Source organism: Gilliamella sp. ESL0441, assembly GCF_019469185.1.
Taxonomy (GTDB): Bacteria; Pseudomonadota; Gammaproteobacteria; order Enterobacterales; family Orbaceae; genus Gilliamella.
Genome location: NZ_CP048264.1, coordinates 1,616,527 through 1,637,448, shown reverse-complemented (window position 1 = coordinate 1,637,448; position 20,922 = coordinate 1,616,527). Strand labels below are relative to the sequence as shown.

Sequence of the window (20,922 nt, the reverse complement as noted above, 5' to 3'; positions counted from 1 at the left end):
CGATTATTCTGCAAATTTAATCGTTACCGGCATGCCTTGGCGCAACATATCATTCGCTTGACCGTCACCAGTTTGACGTATTTGAATACGTAAGCGGTAAACTAAATCTGTACGTAATACAGGGGTTTCGACGGTTTTAGGTGTAAATTCGGCCGTAGGCGATACAAAACCAATCTGTCCAATATAAGGTTTATCTGGCTGTGAATCGGTATAAATATAGACAGTTCTACCCGGAATGGCTTGATGTAAATTGACCTCGTCAATATAAGCACGTATCCAGACAGGTCTATCTATAGATATAGCATAAATCGGGGTTCCTGCAGTTAACATTGTGCCAGATTCTACTGCTCGAGTTAAAATGGTGCCGTCGGTTGGTGCATAAAGTTCGGTATCCGATAAATTAAGTTCCGCTTGGTCTAACTCGGCTTTAGCCGCTTGCACGGTGGCTTGTGCAGCTTCAATTTCTTCTTTTCGGTAACCATTAGTAAGTTGATCAAGTTTTTGCTTTGCTGTTTGTAAATTAGCGTTAGCTTGATTACGCAAAGTTAAGCTGTTTTCAAGTTGATCTTTAGATATGGATGATGATTTCATCAATTTGACCATGCGTTGGTAGTTATTTTCAGCATAATCATAACTCGCTTGGTACTGTAAAACTTGTGCTGCTGCTTGGGCAACTTCTTCTTTACGATATCCGGTTATCATTAAATCAAGTTGCGCCTGCTTTACCATTAAATTTGCTTTCGCTCTATTTAAAGCGATTTGATAAGGTTTTGCATCCAGTTTAGCTAATAGATCACCTTGTTTAATCGAATCTCCTTCTTCGTGATTTAATTGTATTAAGCGTCCTGATACACGAAAGCTACTGTTTACTGTTCGGATATCTACATTACCATATAAAATCAGCGATGAAGGACTTTTATACATGAACCAAATTGCCCAAATTACTGCAATAATGATTAATATTAACAGGGCGATAAGCCCTTTTTGTTTCATGGATATTCTCATTTAGTTTACTCGGCAAGATGTTTTAAAAGTTTAGATAAGATTGTGCGTAACTGTTGACGTTCTTCTTGGGTAATAACTTGCCAAGCTTGAACCACTTTTTTTTCCATGGGTGGTAGTTCATGTTGAAAAAAATGGATGCCTTTTTTGGTTAAAATTAAACAATGTGAGCGGCGGTCATGCGGATCAGCTTGGCGGGCGACTAAGTCATTTCCCACCAGTGTATCAACAAAACGTGTAATTTGTACGCGAGTAAAATTGGCTAATTCGCTGATTTGCGATGGTTTTACCCCTTCAGGGTGAAAGGCGTTAATCACTAATAAAACCGCAAATAATTTATCATCTAATTCATAATGTCGGTAAGTTTGATTCAAATTTTCTAATAGTGCTTCGGTACTAAATTGCAATAAGCGACTTAAAAAAATCTCGTCATAGTTTGAAGAGAGTCCACGAGCTTTAAATTTTTCAATCAGTTTTTCAACGGTTGCTATCGGGATTGCCATCACATCACCTTATTTAGATAATTTCATTTGAAACCATATCAAATGAAATTACTTTTTACAACCATTTAATTTAGTTAACTAGTTTTGTTGTTATCCGTCATCGGTAATAATTTACTATGATATTGGCGACGGTATTCGGTAGGGGTACGTTCAGTTTTTTTTCTGAAGATTCGACAAAAATAGTGACTATCTTTGAAACCTGATGCTAAGGCAATATCTTTGATATTTAAATCATAGTCTCTAAGGCGAGTTTTTGCATATTCCAGACGTACATGGGTAAGATATTCATTCAAACCTATTTTACCTTCTCGCTGGAATAGGTGAGATAGATAATTGGGTGAAATATAGAACATTTTAGCGAGAAAATCTCGGGTGATATCGTCACGAAAATGGCTATCAATATATTGCCGAATTGCCTCAAATAAGCTAGCTGTTTTGCTTGAGGTTTCGACATCAACATTCAGTAAGTCGAAGGTATGACTTAATAAGCTTTGAATAAGATGATAAGCGGTAGGAGCATGCTCGCAAGGCTGATGCTGCCAAGTTAGTTCAGCTAGCGCTTGAATGATAAACGCCCCAATACGTGCTCCTCGCCTAGGCACATTAATTTGATCATAAGATGTCAGTGCTTGACCGTCCCACTGGTTGATAGTCATGCTAATTTGTTGTTTATCATACAGGATGCTTAATGTGGTGAAGGGGGTTGTATAAGCGGGTTTGCTCCAACTTTGTGCTGTGATATATAAAAGATCGCTAGGAAATAACGTTTTTTCAATAATGTTTCCCTGATAGTCTGCCCATTGTATGGATTGTTTTCCCTCTATCATGATTTCTATTCTGGGTAAACTGACTTGATCAGCAAGTAGTGGTGCTGATTGAGCATAATTAGCAAAATAAATCTGATTCGTTTGTTGATGATTAAGGCATTTTGCTAACACTTCATTGATCGTTATCGCCATATCGCTATCTTCATAAAATAATATCGTAGATAAATCTAGTTTTGTATCGTAATCATGATTATATACTGCCAAATAGTATTTTAAAGTATCAAGTAAATCGTTAATTTTATCAATAGGTTATTCTTAAAATGTTTTTAGTGTGATCTCACTCACATTTTCTTATCAAGCGTACAAATATCCAGTAAATCGCAGGATTGTCATCTAGGCTATCGGTTACAGATTACTTAGTATGGTACCAATACAGTGATTAATGATTTGAACATTCAGCAGGAGTTAACCATGGAATTATATTTAGATACCGCCGATATTGAAGCCATTAAACGTCTAGCCCCCATTTTACCGATTAAAGGCGTCACAACCAATCCAAGCATTGTGGCAAAATCCGGTCAATCACTCTTTACCTTATTATCGACACTGCATGATTTATTAGGCGCCGATAAATTACTGTTTGCACAGGTACTTTCAAGCGATGCATCATCCATGATAAAAGAGGCAGAACAACTCAGAAGTGTCGTACCCAATATTGTTACTAAGATTCCTGTTAATGCAGAAGGACTGAAAGCGATTAGAGCTTTAACACAACAAGGAATCCCTACTTTAGGTACTGCTGTTTATGGCGCAGGGCAGGGATTATTAGGTGCGCTAGCCGGGGCTAAATATATTGCGCCTTATGTCAATCGAATTGATGCCCAAGGCGGCAACAGTAAAGATACCGTGCAAGAATTACAAAAACTGTTAGCGTTACATTGTCCTCAAACCATGGTATTGGCGGCAAGTTTTCGCACACCTAGGCAAGCATTAGATTGTTTGTTAGCCGGATGTGAATCTATTACCTTACCGGTGGATGTAGCTGAACTATTTATCTCCGATCCAGCTGTAGATGCAGCGATAGTAAAATTTGAACAAGATTGGCGTAATGCGTTTGGTTCACTGACTTATTAATTTAAACTGTCATCATCTGTTATCACATTCCGCCTAATTGTGTGGAGTGTGTTTGTCTGTGTTTCTGAGCAATAATTGAAAAGATACCCTAAAAATTTAAGTTTTGCTGTATGATAGTTAAAAATGAAATATTAGGTTAGCCATAATGACAGGAAAAAAACAAACATCTATTGTTAACGCACTTTTAACAGTATTGAGAATTGAAAGGTTATCGCATAGTTTTATTCGAATTAACTTTAGTTGTGATAAACAGCTGACGGTTAATCCTTTATGGATTTGTCCTCATTTAAAATTATTGTTTGCTGATCCTTCAACGGGAACGATAATTTTTCCACAATTAGACGACAATAATAAAATTCTGATAAATGACAAGATTCGTCAATTGGCTCGAAGTTATAGTATTCGTCATTATGATGAAACGGCACAGCAATTAACGATTGATTTTGCCATTCATCAAGAGGGATTAGCTTCGGTTTGGGCTCAGCAGGCTAAAGTCAATGATCAGATAGGTTTAGTTGGCACAGCGGCAAAACTCATGTTTAATCAGCAAAATTTGATGTTGATTGGTGATATAACAGCTGTGCCAGCTATTTGTTATACCCTAGAACACCTACCTAACAATGTTAATGTTCAAGCGTTTATCGAAGTTAATCACCCAACAGATATTATGGCTTTACCAAATAGTCTAAATACACATGTTAACTGGCTGATACAAGATGTTAATCAGCCAAATCAACTTGTTGAAACAATAAAAAAAGCGAATATTTTCCATAGTGATAATTTACTTATTTGGGGTGGAATGGAACGGGATTTAGCCCAGCAAATTCGACATGCGCTTAAAGATCATTATCCTCATTTAACCCCCGATGCATTTCATATTATTAGTTATTGGCGACAAGGTTTTGCTGAAGAGGAGTTTAAACATCGTGAATAGTAACGCGTAATTAAGATGAACATTCTGGCTCATTTACATCTTGCCACTTTAGCTAATAGCTCCTTAATTGGCAATAGTGTGGCTGATTTTGTTAAAGGGGATCCTTATCTCGTTTATCCGAAGACGATAGCCGACGGTATTATGTTACATCGTAAAATTGATAGCATGGTCGATGGTTTAACAGAAGTGAAACGAGCCAAAACACACTTTATCAAACCGCATCAACGTGTCGCACCGATTGCACTTGATATTGTATGGGATCATTTTTTATCTAAACATTGGACTGATTATGGCATGGGTCAATCAGTGTCTGAATTTGACCAATACACCAGACAACAAATTCAGCCCTTTATTCATCTATATCCTAATAATTATCAGCATTTTATGCAGTCTATGTGGCATGGAAAATGGTTAGAAAATTACGCAAATCTTGAGTTTGTTGGAAAAGTGCTTAATGGTATGGCCACCCGACGACCAAAGCTATGGTTATTAAAAGAGACTATTTATGATATTAAGCAGCACTACAAAGAATTCGAAGCGCTGTTTTTTATTTTGTATCCTAAAATGTGTCGAAATTTTAACTAGCCCATCTTCAATAATTTTATATTAGATTATTGAAGATGTATTTCAATTGATGGGGTAGGATAATTATTGGGGTAAATTGATCTTACCATTTAACACTGTTATCTTATCTTGATTAGCAGGGGATGGTGATATTGGTACGATCGTATTTTTGTTTAATGCAGGTGCAAAGCCTATTTTACCGCCTCGGGATTTTGCACGAACAAGTTGGCTATCAGGTAACTTAGTGTCTTTAGTCAAATGATTCCATAGCATCTGCATCGCATCTTCACCATAATAGTCAATCGGTATCATTACATTATCAAAAGGATAACCACCATCTAAATAACTCGTATTTTCAACTTCTATATAACGAAGTTGCGATGATTGTCCTTCAACCAGACTGTTTAATGCGACATAAGCACGGGAAGTATAGTTTGGGAGTTGTTTAACATTGTTTCGACCGTGAACAATAATTGTTTTAATTCCATTTAAATTGCCTGTAGCTGTAACTTGACTCATACCAAATTTAACACGAGGATCGGTTAATTTTTGATATAAACAAATCGCACCTTTAGCATTATAGTTGATTGCTTTATCATTATCTGAACTTGAAAAGAAGTCCCTTCTTGGAGAATGAACATCTTCATTATTAACTAGTGCAATTATTGTTGAGTCGTCTCCAATCCATAACGGCAAGTGTCCATTAGCGAAACTCCACATTTGTTCAAAAGTCACTTCCGTTAATGGTGCGACTTTACCTTGGTAAAATATAGGTGCTTGTTGAGTACTCGCGACTGAATAGCCACACATTCTTTCGGTCAATTCATAATGTCCATAAGCGCTAATATATTGATAGGGTAAGCCAATAGTTTCTTTATAATAAAAATAAGGAAGTTGGATATCCATATCGGCAGTCCACTCCCATTCACGCAGTTTGTTAAGTGCTTCTTGAGGGGTTCCTTCTGTTAAATAATTTGCTTTTTTAAGTTCATCACAACGATTTTGGGAAAATAAATATTTATCCGCCAATGGTATGTAACTTTTTGCATTATTGAGAACAATAGCTGGTAACGCACAAGGAATATATAACGAGGCAAAAGTGCTATATTCTGCGATTGATTTAAAAGCTATTTTTTGAGGTTTATTTTTGTTGAATTGTATTGAAACAGAGTTACTTTCAGCATTTGGCTGGATTTGAGGATTAACAGCAACAATCCCTTTTATGATGTGTTCTTTGTCTAATTCTCCCGCTTTTAAAGCCGCTCCAGCGCCATCACTAGCGCCATAAACTAATACTAATGTGTTATCTTTGTTAAAAGTAAAATCTGAATTAGATGGAAACTGGGTGTTAAGGGCATAGAATGCAAAATCTATCGATTTTAATACAAATTCTCCCCATCTCTCTTCTGAATTCAACCTTGAATGCAGTTGTTTAATTGCAAAACGATTTGGATATTTTTCAATAAATTTATCACGATTATGAAATTTTGGTTCGAAGAGTAAATCTGTCGATTGAGTTTGTCCGTTTATGGCATATCCCCGATTATTCTCAATATCATAAATACCATTACCCAAACCTTTGTCATTATAAACTACAGCACAATTATGTTTTAGTCCCCATAGACCACGTATTTGTAAATCTTTCGAATTATATAGACCATCGCTATCAACAGATGGTATAGCAATAATGCAAGGATTGTTTTTATCAAAATCAAGTGGAATTTGTAATAACATTCCTACTTTTTCTTCTTTTAATTGCAAAGTTGCCAAAACTTCAAAACCGGGAATTTTCCCATCAAACAGTGGGCTTAATTCTTGGCGGTTAAAACCAAATAATACTCCTTCCCCAGTTTTGATATCAATAAAACGATTAAGTTTAGCCTGTCGAAGCTCTTGTGACGTTGGTTTGGATGGATCACTGAAGTTAGGCTTAAAAATAGATGATGATAAAATGGTAAAACCTAAACCAGCAGTCACTAAATCATCACTTTCACCATCATAATAAACAGTATCTTCAACTTTTAACCAATCTGGTGCTTTAATTGATCGATTGTCGGTAGATGCGGGTATTGTTTGATTATCAGCATGGACATGAAACGCAATAGGAACCGATATTGTTGTGAACAAAATAATCAATGACAAAGTTTTAACTTTAATTTTCCTCAATTTCATTGCAAATATTCCTTTTTGATCATCAAGAGTAGAGAGGTAATTTGATCTATTTTGAAAAACAAAATTAATCCAATTAATCTTGGTTTGTTAATTGCTAATACTTATTATAATTTATTTTTTGTATGACTCAAACTCGATACGTTCCAAAATGCGGCGATTATTTTTTCGGATAACCGTCTTTTTTGGACACAAATTCCGATGTCAAAAGGTTGCATTAAGTTGGTTGACCATTCTGTAATGCGTTCTCTTATTCTTTCAGGGCTGTTTTCCATCACAACTTTAGGTAATAATGCAACACCACAGCCTAATGCAACCATCGAGACAATGGCTTCATGTCCGGCAACCGTTGCATAAATTTTGGGGCTGGTAATTTTTTGTTGTTTGAACCATAAATCTATTCGTTGTCTGCTTGGTCCATGATCCGGTAAAATGAAAGGAATATTATCCCAATCCGGAATTTTTTGGTGAAGTTTATCGCTGAATGAACTATTCAGTTTTGGAATAAGCAAGACCATTTCAATTTCACCGAATTTTAAAAATTCAATTCCTGATGGAAGTTGCTTTGGTTTTCCTGCTATAGCAACATCAGCGTCATTTAATTGAATTTTTGTTACTGCATCAGCCGCATCGCCAGTGGATAGTTTAATTTCAATTAAAGGATAGTGTATTCGAAACTGATCGAGTATTTCTGGTAAATGACTATAAGCTGCCGTTACAGAACAAAAGAGTCTTAATTCACCAACGAGCTGTTGATTTGATAGTTCTAATTCTTGCATCAACTGTTGATGTTGATTAATAACTTGTTGAGCAAAACGTTTAACTTTTTCACCCATTTGAGTGATTTGAACTTGCCGATTATCACGTATAAAAAGCGGATGACCAAAATATTCTTCTAATCGTTGAATTTGTCGTGATAAAGTCGATGGGCTAACATGCATAGCATTAGCTGTCATACCAAAATGGCACGTTTCACATAAATGTAAAAATAATTTCAAATCACGAATATTCATAGAAAGTTCCGTTTTGATAAATCACATGCTTAGCTCAACGCTATTTTATTGTAAATGCTCTAATTAGCTAGGCAAATGAAGATATTATGCATAGATAATTAAATAAGGCAAACCATTGTTAATACATTCATGGCAATGGATAGCGATACCTGTTAAAATGCTCGATTATTTTTGTACAGGTTAATGAATATTAATTTTATGACAGAACAAGCTTACCTAGACGAAGTTAATGCTCGTCGCACTTTTGCTATCATTTCGCACCCTGATGCGGGTAAAACAACGATTACCGAAAAGGTTTTGTTATTCGGTCACGCAATTCAAACTGCTGGGACAGTCAAAGGGCGTGGTGCGAATGCTCAACATGCTAAATCTGACTGGATGGAGATGGAAAAACAACGTGGTATTTCTATCACAACTTCTGTGATGCAATTTCCATATAACGATTGTTTAGTCAATTTACTTGATACACCTGGGCATGAAGACTTTTCTGAAGATACTTATCGAACATTGACAGCAGTAGATAGCTGTTTAATGGTCATTGATGCCGCTAAAGGGGTGGAAGATCGTACTCGTAAATTGATGGAAGTGACACGGTTGCGTAATACCCCAATTTTAACCTTTATGAATAAGTTAGACCGTGATATTCGTGACCCAATGGAACTGCTTGACGAAGTTGAAAACGAGCTTAATATCCTATGTGCACCGATCACTTGGCCAATTGGTTGTGGTAAGTTATTTAAAGGTGTGTATCATCTTAATAAAGATGAAACCTATCTTTATCAATCGGGTAAAGGTCATACTATTCAGGATGTACGTATTATTAAAGGGTTAGATAATCCCGAATTAGATACAGCGGTAGGTGAAGATTTAGCTCAGCAACTACGTGAAGAGCTGGAACTGGTTCAAGGTGCATCAAATGAGTTTGATTTGGATGCTTTTTTATCTGGTGATTTAACCCCTGTCTTTTTTGGTACAGCGTTAGGTAATTTTGGTGTCGATCATATGCTTGATGGCTTAACAGCTTGGGCGCCAACGCCACAACCTCGTCAGACTGACAAACGTGAAGTCAAATCATCAGAAGAAAAATTTAGTGGCTTTGTGTTCAAAATTCAAGCCAATATGGACCCTAAACATCGTGACCGAGTTGCTTTTATGCGTATCGTTTCGGGTAAATATGAAAAAGGCATGAAGTTACGTCATGTGAGGATTGCCAAAGATGTGAATATTTCCGATGCCTTGACATTTATGGCAGGTGATCGTGAACATGTCGAAGAAGCTTATGCCGGTGATATTATTGGATTGCACAATCACGGTACGATTCAAATCGGTGATACATTTACGCAGGGTGAAGATTTTAAATTTGTTGGCATCCCTAATTTTGCGCCTGAATTGTTCAGACGGATACGATTGAAAGATCCGCTTAAACAAAAACAGCTATTAAAAGGATTGGTGCAGTTATCAGAAGAGGGTGCTGTGCAGGTATTTAGACCATTATCCAACAATGATTTGATTGTCGGGGCGGTCGGTGTGCTGCAATTTGATGTGGTGGTTGCGCGTTTAAAATCGGAATACAATGTAGAAGCCATTTATGAACCGGTAAACGTCACAACAGCCCGTTGGGTTGAATGTAATGATGTGAAAAAATTGGAAGAATTTAAACGTAAATGCGAGCAAAACTTAGCCCTTGATGGTGGTGATAATCTTTCTTATATTGCGCCAAGCATGGTGAATTTAAATTTAACACAGGAACGCTATCCTGATATTGAATTTAGAAAAACACGTGAGCATTAATTAAGGTTAAGTTAAAACTTTATTGATTTCATAAATCAGATCAGCAATAAGAGCTAGTCAACCTGGCTCTTATTTACTCTTCTTCAACCAATAGTCCATTAATGGCAAAACCATCAAAAGAATTCCAATTTGAAAATACCTTAGTCAGTCTATTAATCATATCAAATAGTTCATCTTCCTTACCACCAAAGCTAATTTCTGTGAAGTCCACAATATGATCAGTTGAATTAACATCAGAATTCTCATCATTTGACCCTTCTTCGATTTCACTATTCGTTTGGTCATAGGAGTAATATTTTTCGAATTCTTCACTGAGTATACCATTTTCAAGAGCAATGACGATTTTATGAAGATTTTCATCTCCCCATGATAACCACTTAGCACTAATATCATAAATGAGTTTATAATCAGTACGATAAACCATGACAATGTATTTTAGGGTATAAGGTTCAATATTTTGGATAATTTGCATGCCATGGCTAATATCTTTTAACCAAAATGGGACTACAACCTCAATTTTTCCTCCCCAACTTTCACTCAGTTTTTTTATCGCTTGTGTCCATTGTAGCCAAATCTGATCTTTATTTTGGTCATAATCTGGTAATAAATAGGGTTCTATATCATATTGAATTCCAGCAAGACAAGGTTTACTTATACGTTGCTGACAGAATTGTTTAATTATTTGATTACGTTCAATCGCATTTTGTAAACCACTTTCAAGTATCATTTCTGCTGCTCCTTCAACAGCAATGATTTCTATACCATTTTGGAATGCGATATCTATTAGATTTATTAGCTGATCTTTATATTCAATTTGTTGATTTTCAATAAATAATTGTAAATAGATCCGATTAATTCCTTTTGATTTTATCTTTGAGATAAATTGGTTAGGTGAGTTATTCCAGGTCGTTGCTATCCAATTCCACATAGCAATATTTTGTTTTTTTTCTGAATTTGTTGAACTATCTTTTGAGTTAGCACGAGGTGTTAATTGTTCGATATTCAATTTTGAAGGATTGGAACTATTTTGCAACATTGATGCATTAATAAACGATAACGCTTTGTTATGAAAGAATGTATTAATACTAGAAATCATTTGCCTTGGTTTAGTTATGTAATTTGTGTTATCGATAGGTCTTAAAACAGGTTTATTTTTATCATACATCTCATATTGTTTTGATGATGTAATATATTGAACGGAAGCTGGACTCTTAAAGCTATTCAACATAAAAACATCACCTGCACATATTGAAGGAATAAAAAGAATTAGGATAAATAATAGGTTGTTATATAATCGCTTAATTTTTTTTATCAAATTTAACTCTCTCCATTTTTCCCCAAGATAATTTACCTTTTTTTAACCTAAAAAAACCTTTGAATTTCCAATATAAACAGATTTGTCGATAGCCAAAATTGTCAATGAGTGAAATAAACAGTAATGATATAAAATATTTAATCTTATCTAGCCCTCTAAGTAATAATCCATCAATAGCAATAGCGGTCGAAGTAATTAATATATTGTAGCTAATAACAAGTAAAAAATAGGATAGAATAAGATTTCCATCAATAACGTTGAAATAACAAAAAAGTGGTAACAATACATAGCCCAATAATTCAGCTATGGGACCTAAAATATCCGTTAATATTGAAAAAGGTAACAGTATAAAACTTAGTCGTTTATATTTTATCTTAAAAGTAAATTCTTTAAAATGCAAATAGGTTTGCAATGCACCAATATGCCAACGTATACGTTGATTCCTTAAAACCTTCCATTTTTCAGGAACTTGAGTCCAGCAAACGGCTGTTGGAACATACTCTATTTTGTAATGACCTTTAGTGTCATAGATTAGTTTATGTAGTTTGACGGTAAAGTCAAAGTCTTCACCAACCGAATCAGCCGAAAATCCCCCAATTTTGATGGCTAAATCTCGACGGAATAAACCAAAAGCCCCAGAGATGATAGGTAATATCTTAATATGATTCCATGCGACTTTCGCCATTAAAAATGAACGCATATATTCTAATGCTTGCAATTGAACAATGTATTTTTTTGAAAGTTTTATTTTTGTTACCACGCCTTTATTTATCAGACAACTGTTAGCAACTCGTACTGTTCCGCCAACAGCAATTGTTTGAGGACTATAAATAAAGGGAATGACAGCTTTAGTTAATGCATCGGGCTCTAAAATCGAGTCAGCATCAATAAGGCAAACGATAGGTGCTTGACTTAAATTGATTGCGGCATTGTGAGCGTCTGCCTTTCCACCATTGACTTTGTCGATGATGCGTAGACGGCTATCTTTTCGAGAAATATAGACACCTTTTATTTTTGCGTGGGAAAGGTGGTTTTGATCTGCATTATTTAAATTATGTACGATTTCTTGCAGTTGAAAATGCTCATAAATTAGTTGGAAGGTATTATCGGTCGAACCATCATTAATCACAATAATATCGACATTAGGATATTCTGTAGCTAGCATTGATTCAATACTATCAATGATGGTAACGCTTTCATTATAGGCCGGCATAATAATAGATATAGCAGGTAAAATTCCCTCGTTTTTTTTAATATTTTGTATCTTTTTATCGTTATCTCGATCCTTAATTAGAACATAAACAGAAATGATAAGTTGCAAGAAATAGATGAGTATTTGTAAAAGCCCAACAATCATTATGAGAATAACCAGTACTTCCATGCAAATCTTTATTGCATAGTATAAATCATTATTCATAAAGTTTACCCGTGTTTAATTTTGAAAATATTATTGTTTTTATCGAGGATATGGACAAATTGTTTAGAACTAAAATCAAAATATTCTGTAATTAATTCTTCAATACTAGATATTTTTTCTTGATAACAGAATTCGTTAATAAAATTAATTAGATAGCAACTATGAATAATACCTGAAGAATTACTTTGTAGTTCGATTAAAGCATCATAAAAAGCACACATGTATTCCCGCCGATCTTCTTTGGCTAACATAGCGTAAGGCGTAATATAATTATTTGAAATTTGAGTGAGAATATTCGATAAATTTTCATCAATATTACTAAATTGTTGATTTATTATGTCGGTTTCAAATTCTAAAAGTTTACTTGATGGAACAAGTCGTAGAAAACAAAATAAACCATCTTGCGGTATTGATTTAGACAATATAATTATGAGTTCTGCAAGTGTTACTTCTGGGTTACTAATAGCTAAACTGAGGGCTGCTGCAATAGCAATTTCTGGATTAGGATTTTCACAAGCTTTTTTTAGCGCAAAAAAAGTCTCTTCTGTTGGGTAATAAGACAACATATTTGCTGCATCAATGCGCTCTTTTGTTGTTCCTTTTTTCAATAATCTGCGCAATTTTTTTTGAAATAATTCATTTTCAAAAATCGAAATTATCGGTTCAAGCTCACTGTTCTTTTTTTCAGCAAAAAATGCGGCAATCAATGCGACTGAATTTATGGAATGTTTTAATATTTTGTTAGAGCTAAATGAATACGTGCGGTTTTTGGCATTAATCAAATTAACTAATTTTAATTTTAGATTTGCAAATTTTTTTTGTTGATATCTTCGCTTAATATAAATAATTGAAGTTAAGATAACAATTAAAATCCCTGTAAGAATCATACTTACATTGTAAATGTTGATATACCGTATTAATATATCCATTTTATACCACATCCTAAAGTGTTTTTGTTATACAATCGGCGATTGCGATTTGTGTCTTTTCGTCCTTCAGTTGTGTAGTTAAAATTCACACTAAATCGGTTGGAAATGTCATAGGACAGTCCCACAAAATGCGCTTTCGCCTCGATTAAAGATTGATTAAAACGATTTGAACGGTCAGACGTTTCTTGAGAATTAGAGTAACCGAGAAATAGGTGCATTTTCTCAGTCGGGATGACTGATAACTTAATTAAAAAACCATTGGTATGATTGTTGTCTTGGTCATAAGTATTGTACCACTTACCTGCAAGCGATAATCGATCATTAAAGAAATACTGTTCTATACCTGGTGTAATACTTTTAATATTTCCGTCATCATAATGGTCAAACTTTAAATCTAGCGTGATGTGAAGAGAATTAAGATATTCATTTGTCGGTTTAAATAACATATAATCAATACCACTTGCTACCGTATAGCGAGCAAAGAATTTTTTTGAGGAGGCTGCAAAGCCAGATAAGTAGCCATAAGCTCTATCATTCATCGTATGCCAAAATGTTGTGCCAAATCGTTGGTCATTCATATTAAACCGATGGGATTGAGCTAAATGACCTGTAATAGTACTATTTTTTGACAATTTGTAAGATAATGCGATATCTGCCTCGTTCCAATCTGCATAAGATTTTGTTAAATGGCTGTGTGTGCCAGAAATATTTAATGTCCAATTATGAATATTACTTTTAATTTCATTTATCGTTTTTTTTAATTTTAATAATTCAGAGTTATTTGGTGATTGACTTAAATATTGATCAAGTAATTGCTCTGCCGCATATGGCGTATCACTATTTTGCGCCAGAATTACACTTACTAGACCATATTGTGCATCAACATAATTGGGAGCTATGGTTAAAGCATTTTGAAATGATTGTTTTGCTAGTTCTAATTCTTGTCTGGCATAATAATTAAAACCAAGTTGCACTAAAATGTCAGAGTTAGTAGGAAATAGCCGATGAGCTTCCTGTAACTTAGTTAAAGCAAGTTCAAAATTTTGAGTTTTCTTTGCTTCAATACTTTCTTTTAATAATTTATCTGCTTTAACGGCTTTGTCATGATTATTTAGGTTAGGAAAAGAAGTGGAACTGTAAGCGAAAAGACCTATCATTAAGACATACTTATAATACATATAACCACCTTAATTCTATATATTTCATAATTATATTTTATTGTTTTAGTTGTGAAAGAATCGAAGATCATTCGGTCAATAGAATAACAATTAGATTCATTGAACAGCCTTGATAAATTGGAAATTTTTTGGTTCAGCAAACTTGCTTAAAACATTTCGTTACACGGTTTCAATTATCTAAATGGGTTGAAAATTATATAAAATATAGGCAGCAAAAAATAGTTATATTTGGTGATTTTTGTTAACTATAGTTTGGGTTGTTTATTTTTTGTATATTTTTCTTCTTAATTATTAAATTGTGAATATAATGATACTTTTAACTTGGAGAATTATATGAAAAAAATGAAAGTCAAAGTTGTTTTTTTAACTGCATTATCATTAATTATTTCCAATTCATCTTCTGCCATCGAAAATAAACTTGTTCATCCTGTATTATTAGAAAAAGTGCAACAAAGTGAACGCGATAATCGACAATATGAAGTAATTGAATTGCCAAATAAAATGCGAGTATTACTCGTTTCTGATTCAAAAGCGGTTAAATCTTTAGCTTCAATAGCGCTACCAGTGGGCGCATTACAAGATCCAACAGCGCATCAAGGTCTCGCTCATTACACTGAACACATGGTTTTAATGGGATCAAAGAAATATCCTGAACCAGCTAGCTTTTCTTTATTTTTAAATCGACATGCAGGACAATATAATGCAAGTACGGTGAGGTATCGAACATCATTTTATTTTGAAATTGAAAATAGCGCTTTTGAAACAGCATTAGATTATTTAGCTGATGCGATTGCCGAACCGATATTAGACCCAAAATATGCCGACAAAGAACGCAATGCTGTTAATGCTGAGATGACAATGGGAAGATCTGAAGATGGTTTGCGTTTTGGACAAGTTGATTCAGAAACAATTAATCAAAATCATCCTTCATCACATTTTTTTATTGGAAATTTAGAGACTTTAGCAGATAAACCAAACAGTAAATTACAAGACGCTTTAGTAAAATTTCATGCCGATTATTATTCAGCCAACATTATGGTCGGTGTATTATATAGCAACCAAAGTATTAACAAATTAGCAAAATTAGCTGAAAAAACATTTGGTCTAATTCCTAATAAAAATATTACTGTCCCCCAAATTGATGAAAAAGCAATCACTAAGGAATCTGTTGATAAACAAATTTCAATGATACCAGCTCAGCCCAAAAAGACACTTTATTTGCAGTTTCCAATGGAAAATAATTTAGCTAATTTTGCTAATAAAAGTGATGAATTTATCAGTTATTTAATTACTAACAGTAGTAAAAATACGCTGTCTGATCAGTTAAAAAAACAAGGTTTGATTGAAGGTATCAGTGCGTCTTTCGACCCAATTCGCTATGGAAATAGTGGTATCTTTAGTATAAATGTCAGTTTAACCGATCAAGGACTTGCCGAAAAAGATAAAGTGATTGGGGCAATCTTTAATTATTTGCAATTAATTCAGAAAGATGGGGTTTCAGATATTTATTATGAGGAATTAAAGAAAGTATTAGCGCTAAAATTTAGATACCAAAATATAGAGCGTGACATGTCGTATGTTGAGTGGCTGTCAGATCAAATGTTAGCTTATCCGGTAGAAAACATTTTGAATTCTGATTATATTGCAACTCATTTTGATAAAGCGGCTGTTTTAGCTAGGTTGAAGAGTTTAACACCTGATAATGTTAGGTTATGGGTTATATCGCCAGATCAAACTACTAACAAAATAGCTTATTCGCTTAACGTACCTTATCAAATAGATAATATCACTCAAGAGCAGAAAATAAATTGGAAAAATTTTGCCAAAACTTATTCATTTTCTTTGCCAACTACAAATCCATATATACCTGATGATTTTACAATTGTTAAACAAGATACTAATCCATTGCAAACGAATGAATTTAATAAGCGGGGTAATCATTTTCATTTTGCAAGTCAATATTTCAACGATGAACCCAAAGCCGCTATTATAGTCTCTCTGCGTAATAATCAAGCTTTTAGTGATGCTAAATCTCAAGTGTCCTTTGAATTACTTGATTATATTGTTAGTCGGGAATTAGATCAGTTAGTATTTCAAGCAAGTGAAGCTGGTATAGAATTATCAAGTAGTAAGGATAATGGTTTGATGATAGTTGCTAGTGGATTTAACCAACATATGCCCGATATAATAACTGCTATACTAGACAAATATCGAAATACTAATGTTGATGAGCTAAGTCTCAATTTAGCTAAATCATGGTATCTACAAGAACTTGATCAAGCTGATCATGCCAAAAGTTACAATTTAGCCTACAAACCTATTTCAGCATTATCGACATATCCACATTATTTTGAGCGTGATGTGAAACGTCAAATTATTAAAGAGATTAACATAGATGATATTTTAACTTACCGGAAGAGTTTATTAACTAATTCAGTTCCTTATATGTTAAGCTTAGGCAATATTTCTGCTGAAAACTCGTTAAATCTTTATCATTCCATAAAAAAAATGCTATCTGATAAAGCAGAATTCACGCCATTTAAAAACATTGAAATCAATGCACCACTCAAAGCTATCATTACGCAACATGCTACAAGTACAGATAATGCATTGATAATGAGTTATATACCCATTAATTATGATCGAGTTACTGGCGGAATGCTAAGTTATACCCTTTCAAAAATTATTTCACCATGGTTTTTCGAGCAATTACGCACCAAAGAACAACTTGGTTATGCCGTATTTGCAGTACCTGTCAATATTGGTCAATCTTTAGGCTTGAGTTTTATTCTTCAAAGTAATCAATATGATCCTGATTATTTATTAAAGCGTTATCAACATTTTTATCCTACAATGCTAAATAATTTAGAGGCTTTATCCAATAAAGATATTGATGAATATAAAAAAGCAATACTTGATGAACTCACTATGCCTCCTCAAACATTGAATGAGGAACTGGAGTATTACGTAAGCGATTTCCTTTTTTCACGTTTTACATTTGATTCAAGAAGTAAAAAAATAGAAAAAATCAAAAAAATCAATAAGAAAGATTTGATTGATTTTTATAAACATTCGATAACTGAACAAACTGGCTTGGTGCTTGCTTCACAAGTATTGGGTAAATCATCGGATAATACTAAGCAGCCTAAGGCCATCAATAATAATGATTATACTTCATTTGAAAATGCTTCTGCTTTGCAAAAGTTATTATTAGAGGAATTAAATAAATAGATAGCATATTAGTCAATAAGTAAATTGATAGATGTTCAATGAATATTAAAATCATTGACTCTATAATTAACAGTGAGGCTCTTTAATTCATAACATTCGAAGAGTCTAAAATAATAGATAGAAATAAAACAATAAAAAAAGGTAATTTTTAAAATTACCTTTTTTATTTGAGTTTAAAAGATTAATAAGGAATATATCCATCAGCTCCATGATTGTCATGAGTATCGCTTGAACCGGGTATAGCCCGGGATCGTTCGATTGGCACATAACTCCCACTAGGTGTTTCTACTTGGCACTCACTCAAAAAGATTGAATATTTTGTATTAGCATGCATACTTTCACCACGAAAATAACAATGAGCAGCGCTAAATAAATGATTTCGGCACAATATTGCGATTGCAAGCCAAACCACAAGTATAGATATTGCCACCCACTTTAAATTTTGCCAAATAAATGACCAAAATCGTTGTTTACGCAATCGACAATATAGAAAAATAGCCAGTAGAACAGCTAAAAAACCTAAAAATTCAAACAACCAAAATAGCCACATGCTATTTCTCCTGCTTTAGCTATGATTTGTGAGTATTTTATACTAACTTACATCCATGATCCATTACGAATAATCCCTACAGCAATTCCTTCGATGGCAAAGTTTTGTTGTTCAAGATTGACTTCAATTGGTGAAAATTCAGTATTTTCGGCAATTAAATGAATGTATTTACCTTTACGAGATAATCGTTTAACGGTTACTTCATCATCAATGCGTGCAACAACAACTTGCCCATTTTTAACATCTTGTGTTTTATGTACTGCTAGTAAGTCACCATCTAATATGCCTATATCTTTCATTGACATTCCATGAACACGTAATAAAAAATCCGCAGTGGGTTTAAATAAATGGGGATCAACTTGATAAAAACTTTCAATATGTTCTTGAGCGAGAATCGGTGAGCCGGCAGCGACTTGACCAATGAGTGGTAATCCTTCTGTCTCATTAGTTTCACTGTTTTCAAGCAAGAGTCTAATCCCTCTGGATGAGCCAGCAATCATTTCTATAGCGCCTTTTTTGGCTAATGCTTTCAAATGCTCTTCAGCTGCGTTAGCTGAACGAAAACCTAAGCTTTTAGCAATTTCTGCTCGTGTAGGTGGCATTCCTGTGGTCTGTATGTTTTGTTTGATTAAATCATATATTTGCTGCTGGCGTTCTGTTAAAGGTCTCATGGTTTTTCCCTGTGTATATATACAGATATATGTGATTATATACAGCTATAATAATAATGCCAATAGTTTATTGAATTTATTTTAAATCTGTGCGGATTAGAGATTATGAAGTTTAATTTTAAAATTGAAAACTTTTACTAATAATTAAATTGTTTATCAAATCTATTTTTAATATTATTTAACAATAAAAACTTTAACTAATTATAGTTTTTCAAATTTAACATATATTTATTAAAGGTATATTGTATAGATGTTATTTATAGTTATATTTAATTATTTAATTAAATTATAAGTTTTGTTTATTTTGTTTAGGTGAATTAGAGCATATAATGACAATTATTTATATGATATACTTTAGTAAGATTTTTGTTTGATTGGAATATGTCCCATGCCAAATGTTGTAGCGCTTAGTGGTGGAGTGGCTAGTGGTAAAAGTACCATTGCAAGTTTATTTGCAAATTTGGGTGTGCCAATCATTGATGCTGATATTATTGCTCGGCAAATAGTAAAAGTTGGAACAGAACCCTTTATTCAAATTGTTAAACATTTCAGCCAAGAGATTTTACTCCCAAATGGAGAACTGGATCGAAGTCAATTAAGAGAAATTATTTTTAACAATGAACATGAGCGTCTTTGGCTTAATAATTTATTACATCCCCTTATACATCAAGAAACACAACGTCAAATTGCCAGACAAAAAGCTGAGTACATCATTTGGGTTGTGCCATTGTTAGTTGAGAATAACTTACATAATTTTGCAGATCGGGTTTTAATGATTGATATTCCAGAATCATTACAATTAGAGCGACTTGTTAAAAGAGATCATATTTCAGAATCGCTAGCTAAAAAAATGATACTTTCGCAAGCAAGTTCAGCCAAACGATTGGCTTATGCTGATGATACGATTGATAATGATGGTGATTTAAGTTCATTAAAACAACAAGTTGGAAAATTACACCAACAATATTTAAATAAATTTAGAAAATAGAATGGATTAACATGAATGATATTATTTTTGAACATCCTTTAAATGAAAAAATGCGTACTTGGTTACGGCTTGAATTTTTGTTGAATCAAATTAATAAACATTGTCATTTTCAAGAAGATGATGCGCTACTTTTTTTTCATGCGTTATCAGAACTTTTAGAAATCATTGAACGTAGTGATATAAGAAGTGATCTAATTAAGGAAATTGAATCTCAAAAGCAAAAACTAACTGTTTGGTTGAATGTTGATGGAGTAGATAAAGAATTGATCAATGGATTATTAATAAAATTTGATTCTTACCTTACCCAATTTAATGCTACAATTCGTTTAGGACAAGCTTTAAAAGACGATCGTTTCATTACATCAATACGACAACGTTTGATGATTCCAGGAGGTTGTTGCAGTTTTGACCTTCCATTTTTTTATCTTTGGCTAAAATTGCCAGTTGAGTCACGAGCACAGCAAGTACAAAAGTGGTTAAAACATTTATCATTACTTGATGAGTCTTTATCATCATGTATGCAACTAATTAGACAATTAGGTGAATTTAAGAAATTTATTTGTACCAATAACTTTTTTCAAGAAACTAATGGTGAAATTAATTTGATACGTATTCGTGTTTCTTTAGATAAAAAAGTTTATCCGCAAGTTTCTGGGCATATGTCGCGTTACAGCGTGCGTTTTTTACCTCTTGAAACTTGTGAAAATAGTACAACAGATACAATTGAATTTGAATTAGCATGTTGCTAATAAACTTAGAGAGAAAA

Annotated in this window: 18 protein-coding genes; 7 read left to right on the top strand and 11 right to left on the bottom strand. The window is 33.6% G+C overall.

Translation table 11 applies throughout. The annotated features are described in order from the left end of the window. Positions 1 to 3 precede the first annotated feature (3 nt). The 3 genes from hlyD to GYM75_RS07365 all read right to left on the bottom strand — a co-directional run bounded on the left by hlyD (position 4) and on the right by GYM75_RS07365 (position 2,464). A complete protein-coding gene (gene hlyD, locus GYM75_RS07375) occupies positions 4 to 993 on the bottom strand; it encodes a secretion protein HlyD (protein WP_220215333.1) in 990 nt (329 codons plus the stop codon). 17 nt (positions 994 to 1,010) lie between these two features. After that, on the bottom strand, positions 1,011 to 1,505 hold the full coding sequence (locus tag GYM75_RS07370) for a MarR family winged helix-turn-helix transcriptional regulator (RefSeq protein ID WP_220215332.1): 495 nt from the start codon (positions 1,503 to 1,505) through the stop codon (positions 1,011 to 1,013). Positions 1,506 to 1,579: 74 nt separating this feature from the next. Next, positions 1,580 to 2,464: an AraC family transcriptional regulator gene (locus GYM75_RS07365; protein ID WP_220215331.1), complete on the bottom strand. Its 885-nt coding sequence runs from the start codon at positions 2,462 to 2,464 to the stop codon at positions 1,580 to 1,582. Positions 2,465 to 2,743: 279 nt separating this feature from the next. On the opposite strand from GYM75_RS07365, the gene fsa reads away from it, so the two are divergent. From fsa to GYM75_RS07350, 3 genes are all read left to right on the top strand, one after another. Next, a complete protein-coding gene (gene fsa, locus GYM75_RS07360; RefSeq protein ID WP_220215330.1) occupies positions 2,744 to 3,406 on the top strand; it encodes a fructose-6-phosphate aldolase in 663 nt (220 codons plus the stop codon). A gap of 145 nt (positions 3,407 to 3,551) precedes the next feature. Beyond that, entirely contained in the window at positions 3,552 to 4,340 is a 789-nt protein-coding gene (locus GYM75_RS07355; RefSeq protein WP_220215329.1) for a siderophore-interacting protein, read from the top strand. A gap of 15 nt (positions 4,341 to 4,355) precedes the next feature. Beyond that, positions 4,356 to 4,925, top strand: coding sequence for an ACP phosphodiesterase (locus tag GYM75_RS07350; protein WP_220215328.1), 570 nt, complete (start codon positions 4,356 to 4,358; stop codon positions 4,923 to 4,925). A 63-nt stretch (positions 4,926 to 4,988) separates the two neighbouring features. Here GYM75_RS07350 and GYM75_RS07345 read toward each other — a convergent pair whose 3' ends face one another. Beyond that, positions 4,989 to 7,076 carry a D-(-)-3-hydroxybutyrate oligomer hydrolase gene (locus GYM75_RS07345; RefSeq protein WP_220215327.1) on the bottom strand — a complete coding sequence of 696 codons (2,088 nt, stop codon included), beginning with the start codon at positions 7,074 to 7,076 and terminating at the stop codon, positions 4,989 to 4,991. Between the two features lie 104 nt (positions 7,077 to 7,180). Beyond that, positions 7,181 to 8,086, bottom strand: coding sequence for an HTH-type transcriptional activator IlvY (ilvY, locus tag GYM75_RS07340; RefSeq protein WP_220215326.1), 906 nt, complete (start codon positions 8,084 to 8,086; stop codon positions 7,181 to 7,183). A 198-nt stretch (positions 8,087 to 8,284) separates the two neighbouring features. On the opposite strand from ilvY, the gene prfC reads away from it, so the two are divergent. Continuing rightward, positions 8,285 to 9,877, top strand: a complete 1,593-nt coding sequence (prfC, locus tag GYM75_RS07335; RefSeq protein WP_220215325.1) for a peptide chain release factor 3 — start codon at positions 8,285 to 8,287, stop codon at positions 9,875 to 9,877. 73 nt (positions 9,878 to 9,950) lie between these two features. Here prfC and GYM75_RS07330 read toward each other — a convergent pair whose 3' ends face one another. The 4 genes from GYM75_RS07330 to GYM75_RS07315 all read right to left on the bottom strand — a co-directional run bounded on the left by GYM75_RS07330 (position 9,951) and on the right by GYM75_RS07315 (position 14,716). Next, positions 9,951 to 11,105, bottom strand: a complete 1,155-nt coding sequence (locus GYM75_RS07330; protein WP_220215324.1) for a hypothetical protein — start codon at positions 11,103 to 11,105, stop codon at positions 9,951 to 9,953. A gap of 70 nt (positions 11,106 to 11,175) precedes the next feature. After that, entirely contained in the window at positions 11,176 to 12,609 is a 1,434-nt protein-coding gene (locus tag GYM75_RS07325; RefSeq protein ID WP_220215323.1) for a glycosyltransferase, read from the bottom strand. 5 nt (positions 12,610 to 12,614) lie between these two features. Further along, positions 12,615 to 13,538, bottom strand: a complete 924-nt coding sequence (locus GYM75_RS07320; protein WP_220215322.1) for a hypothetical protein — start codon at positions 13,536 to 13,538, stop codon at positions 12,615 to 12,617. Continuing rightward, entirely contained in the window at positions 13,526 to 14,716 is a 1,191-nt protein-coding gene (locus tag GYM75_RS07315; RefSeq protein WP_220215321.1) for a YaiO family outer membrane beta-barrel protein, read from the bottom strand. The genes GYM75_RS07320 and GYM75_RS07315 overlap by 13 nt, the downstream gene beginning before the upstream one ends. Before the next feature lie 333 nt (positions 14,717 to 15,049). Here GYM75_RS07315 and ptrA point away from each other — a divergent pair, with 333 nt between their 5' ends. Beyond that, entirely contained in the window at positions 15,050 to 17,947 is a 2,898-nt protein-coding gene (gene ptrA, locus GYM75_RS07310; RefSeq protein ID WP_220215320.1) for a pitrilysin, read from the top strand. A 181-nt stretch (positions 17,948 to 18,128) separates the two neighbouring features. Here ptrA and GYM75_RS07305 read toward each other — a convergent pair whose 3' ends face one another. Further along, a complete protein-coding gene (locus GYM75_RS07305) occupies positions 18,129 to 18,497 on the bottom strand; it encodes a hypothetical protein (RefSeq protein ID WP_220215319.1) in 369 nt (122 codons plus the stop codon). A gap of 47 nt (positions 18,498 to 18,544) precedes the next feature. After that, positions 18,545 to 19,168 carry a transcriptional repressor LexA gene (gene lexA, locus GYM75_RS07300; protein WP_220215318.1) on the bottom strand — a complete coding sequence of 208 codons (624 nt, stop codon included), beginning with the start codon at positions 19,166 to 19,168 and terminating at the stop codon, positions 18,545 to 18,547. Between the two features lie 388 nt (positions 19,169 to 19,556). Here lexA and coaE point away from each other — a divergent pair, with 388 nt between their 5' ends. Both coaE and zapD read left to right on the top strand, forming a co-directional pair. Then, the gene (coaE, locus tag GYM75_RS07295; RefSeq protein ID WP_220215317.1) at positions 19,557 to 20,156 is read left to right on the top strand and encodes a dephospho-CoA kinase; all 600 of its coding nucleotides are present in this window, start codon (positions 19,557 to 19,559) and stop codon (positions 20,154 to 20,156) included. Positions 20,157 to 20,167: 11 nt separating this feature from the next. After that, a complete protein-coding gene (gene zapD, locus GYM75_RS07290; RefSeq protein WP_220215316.1) occupies positions 20,168 to 20,905 on the top strand; it encodes a cell division protein ZapD in 738 nt (245 codons plus the stop codon). The last annotated feature ends 17 nt before the right edge of the window (positions 20,906 to 20,922 follow it).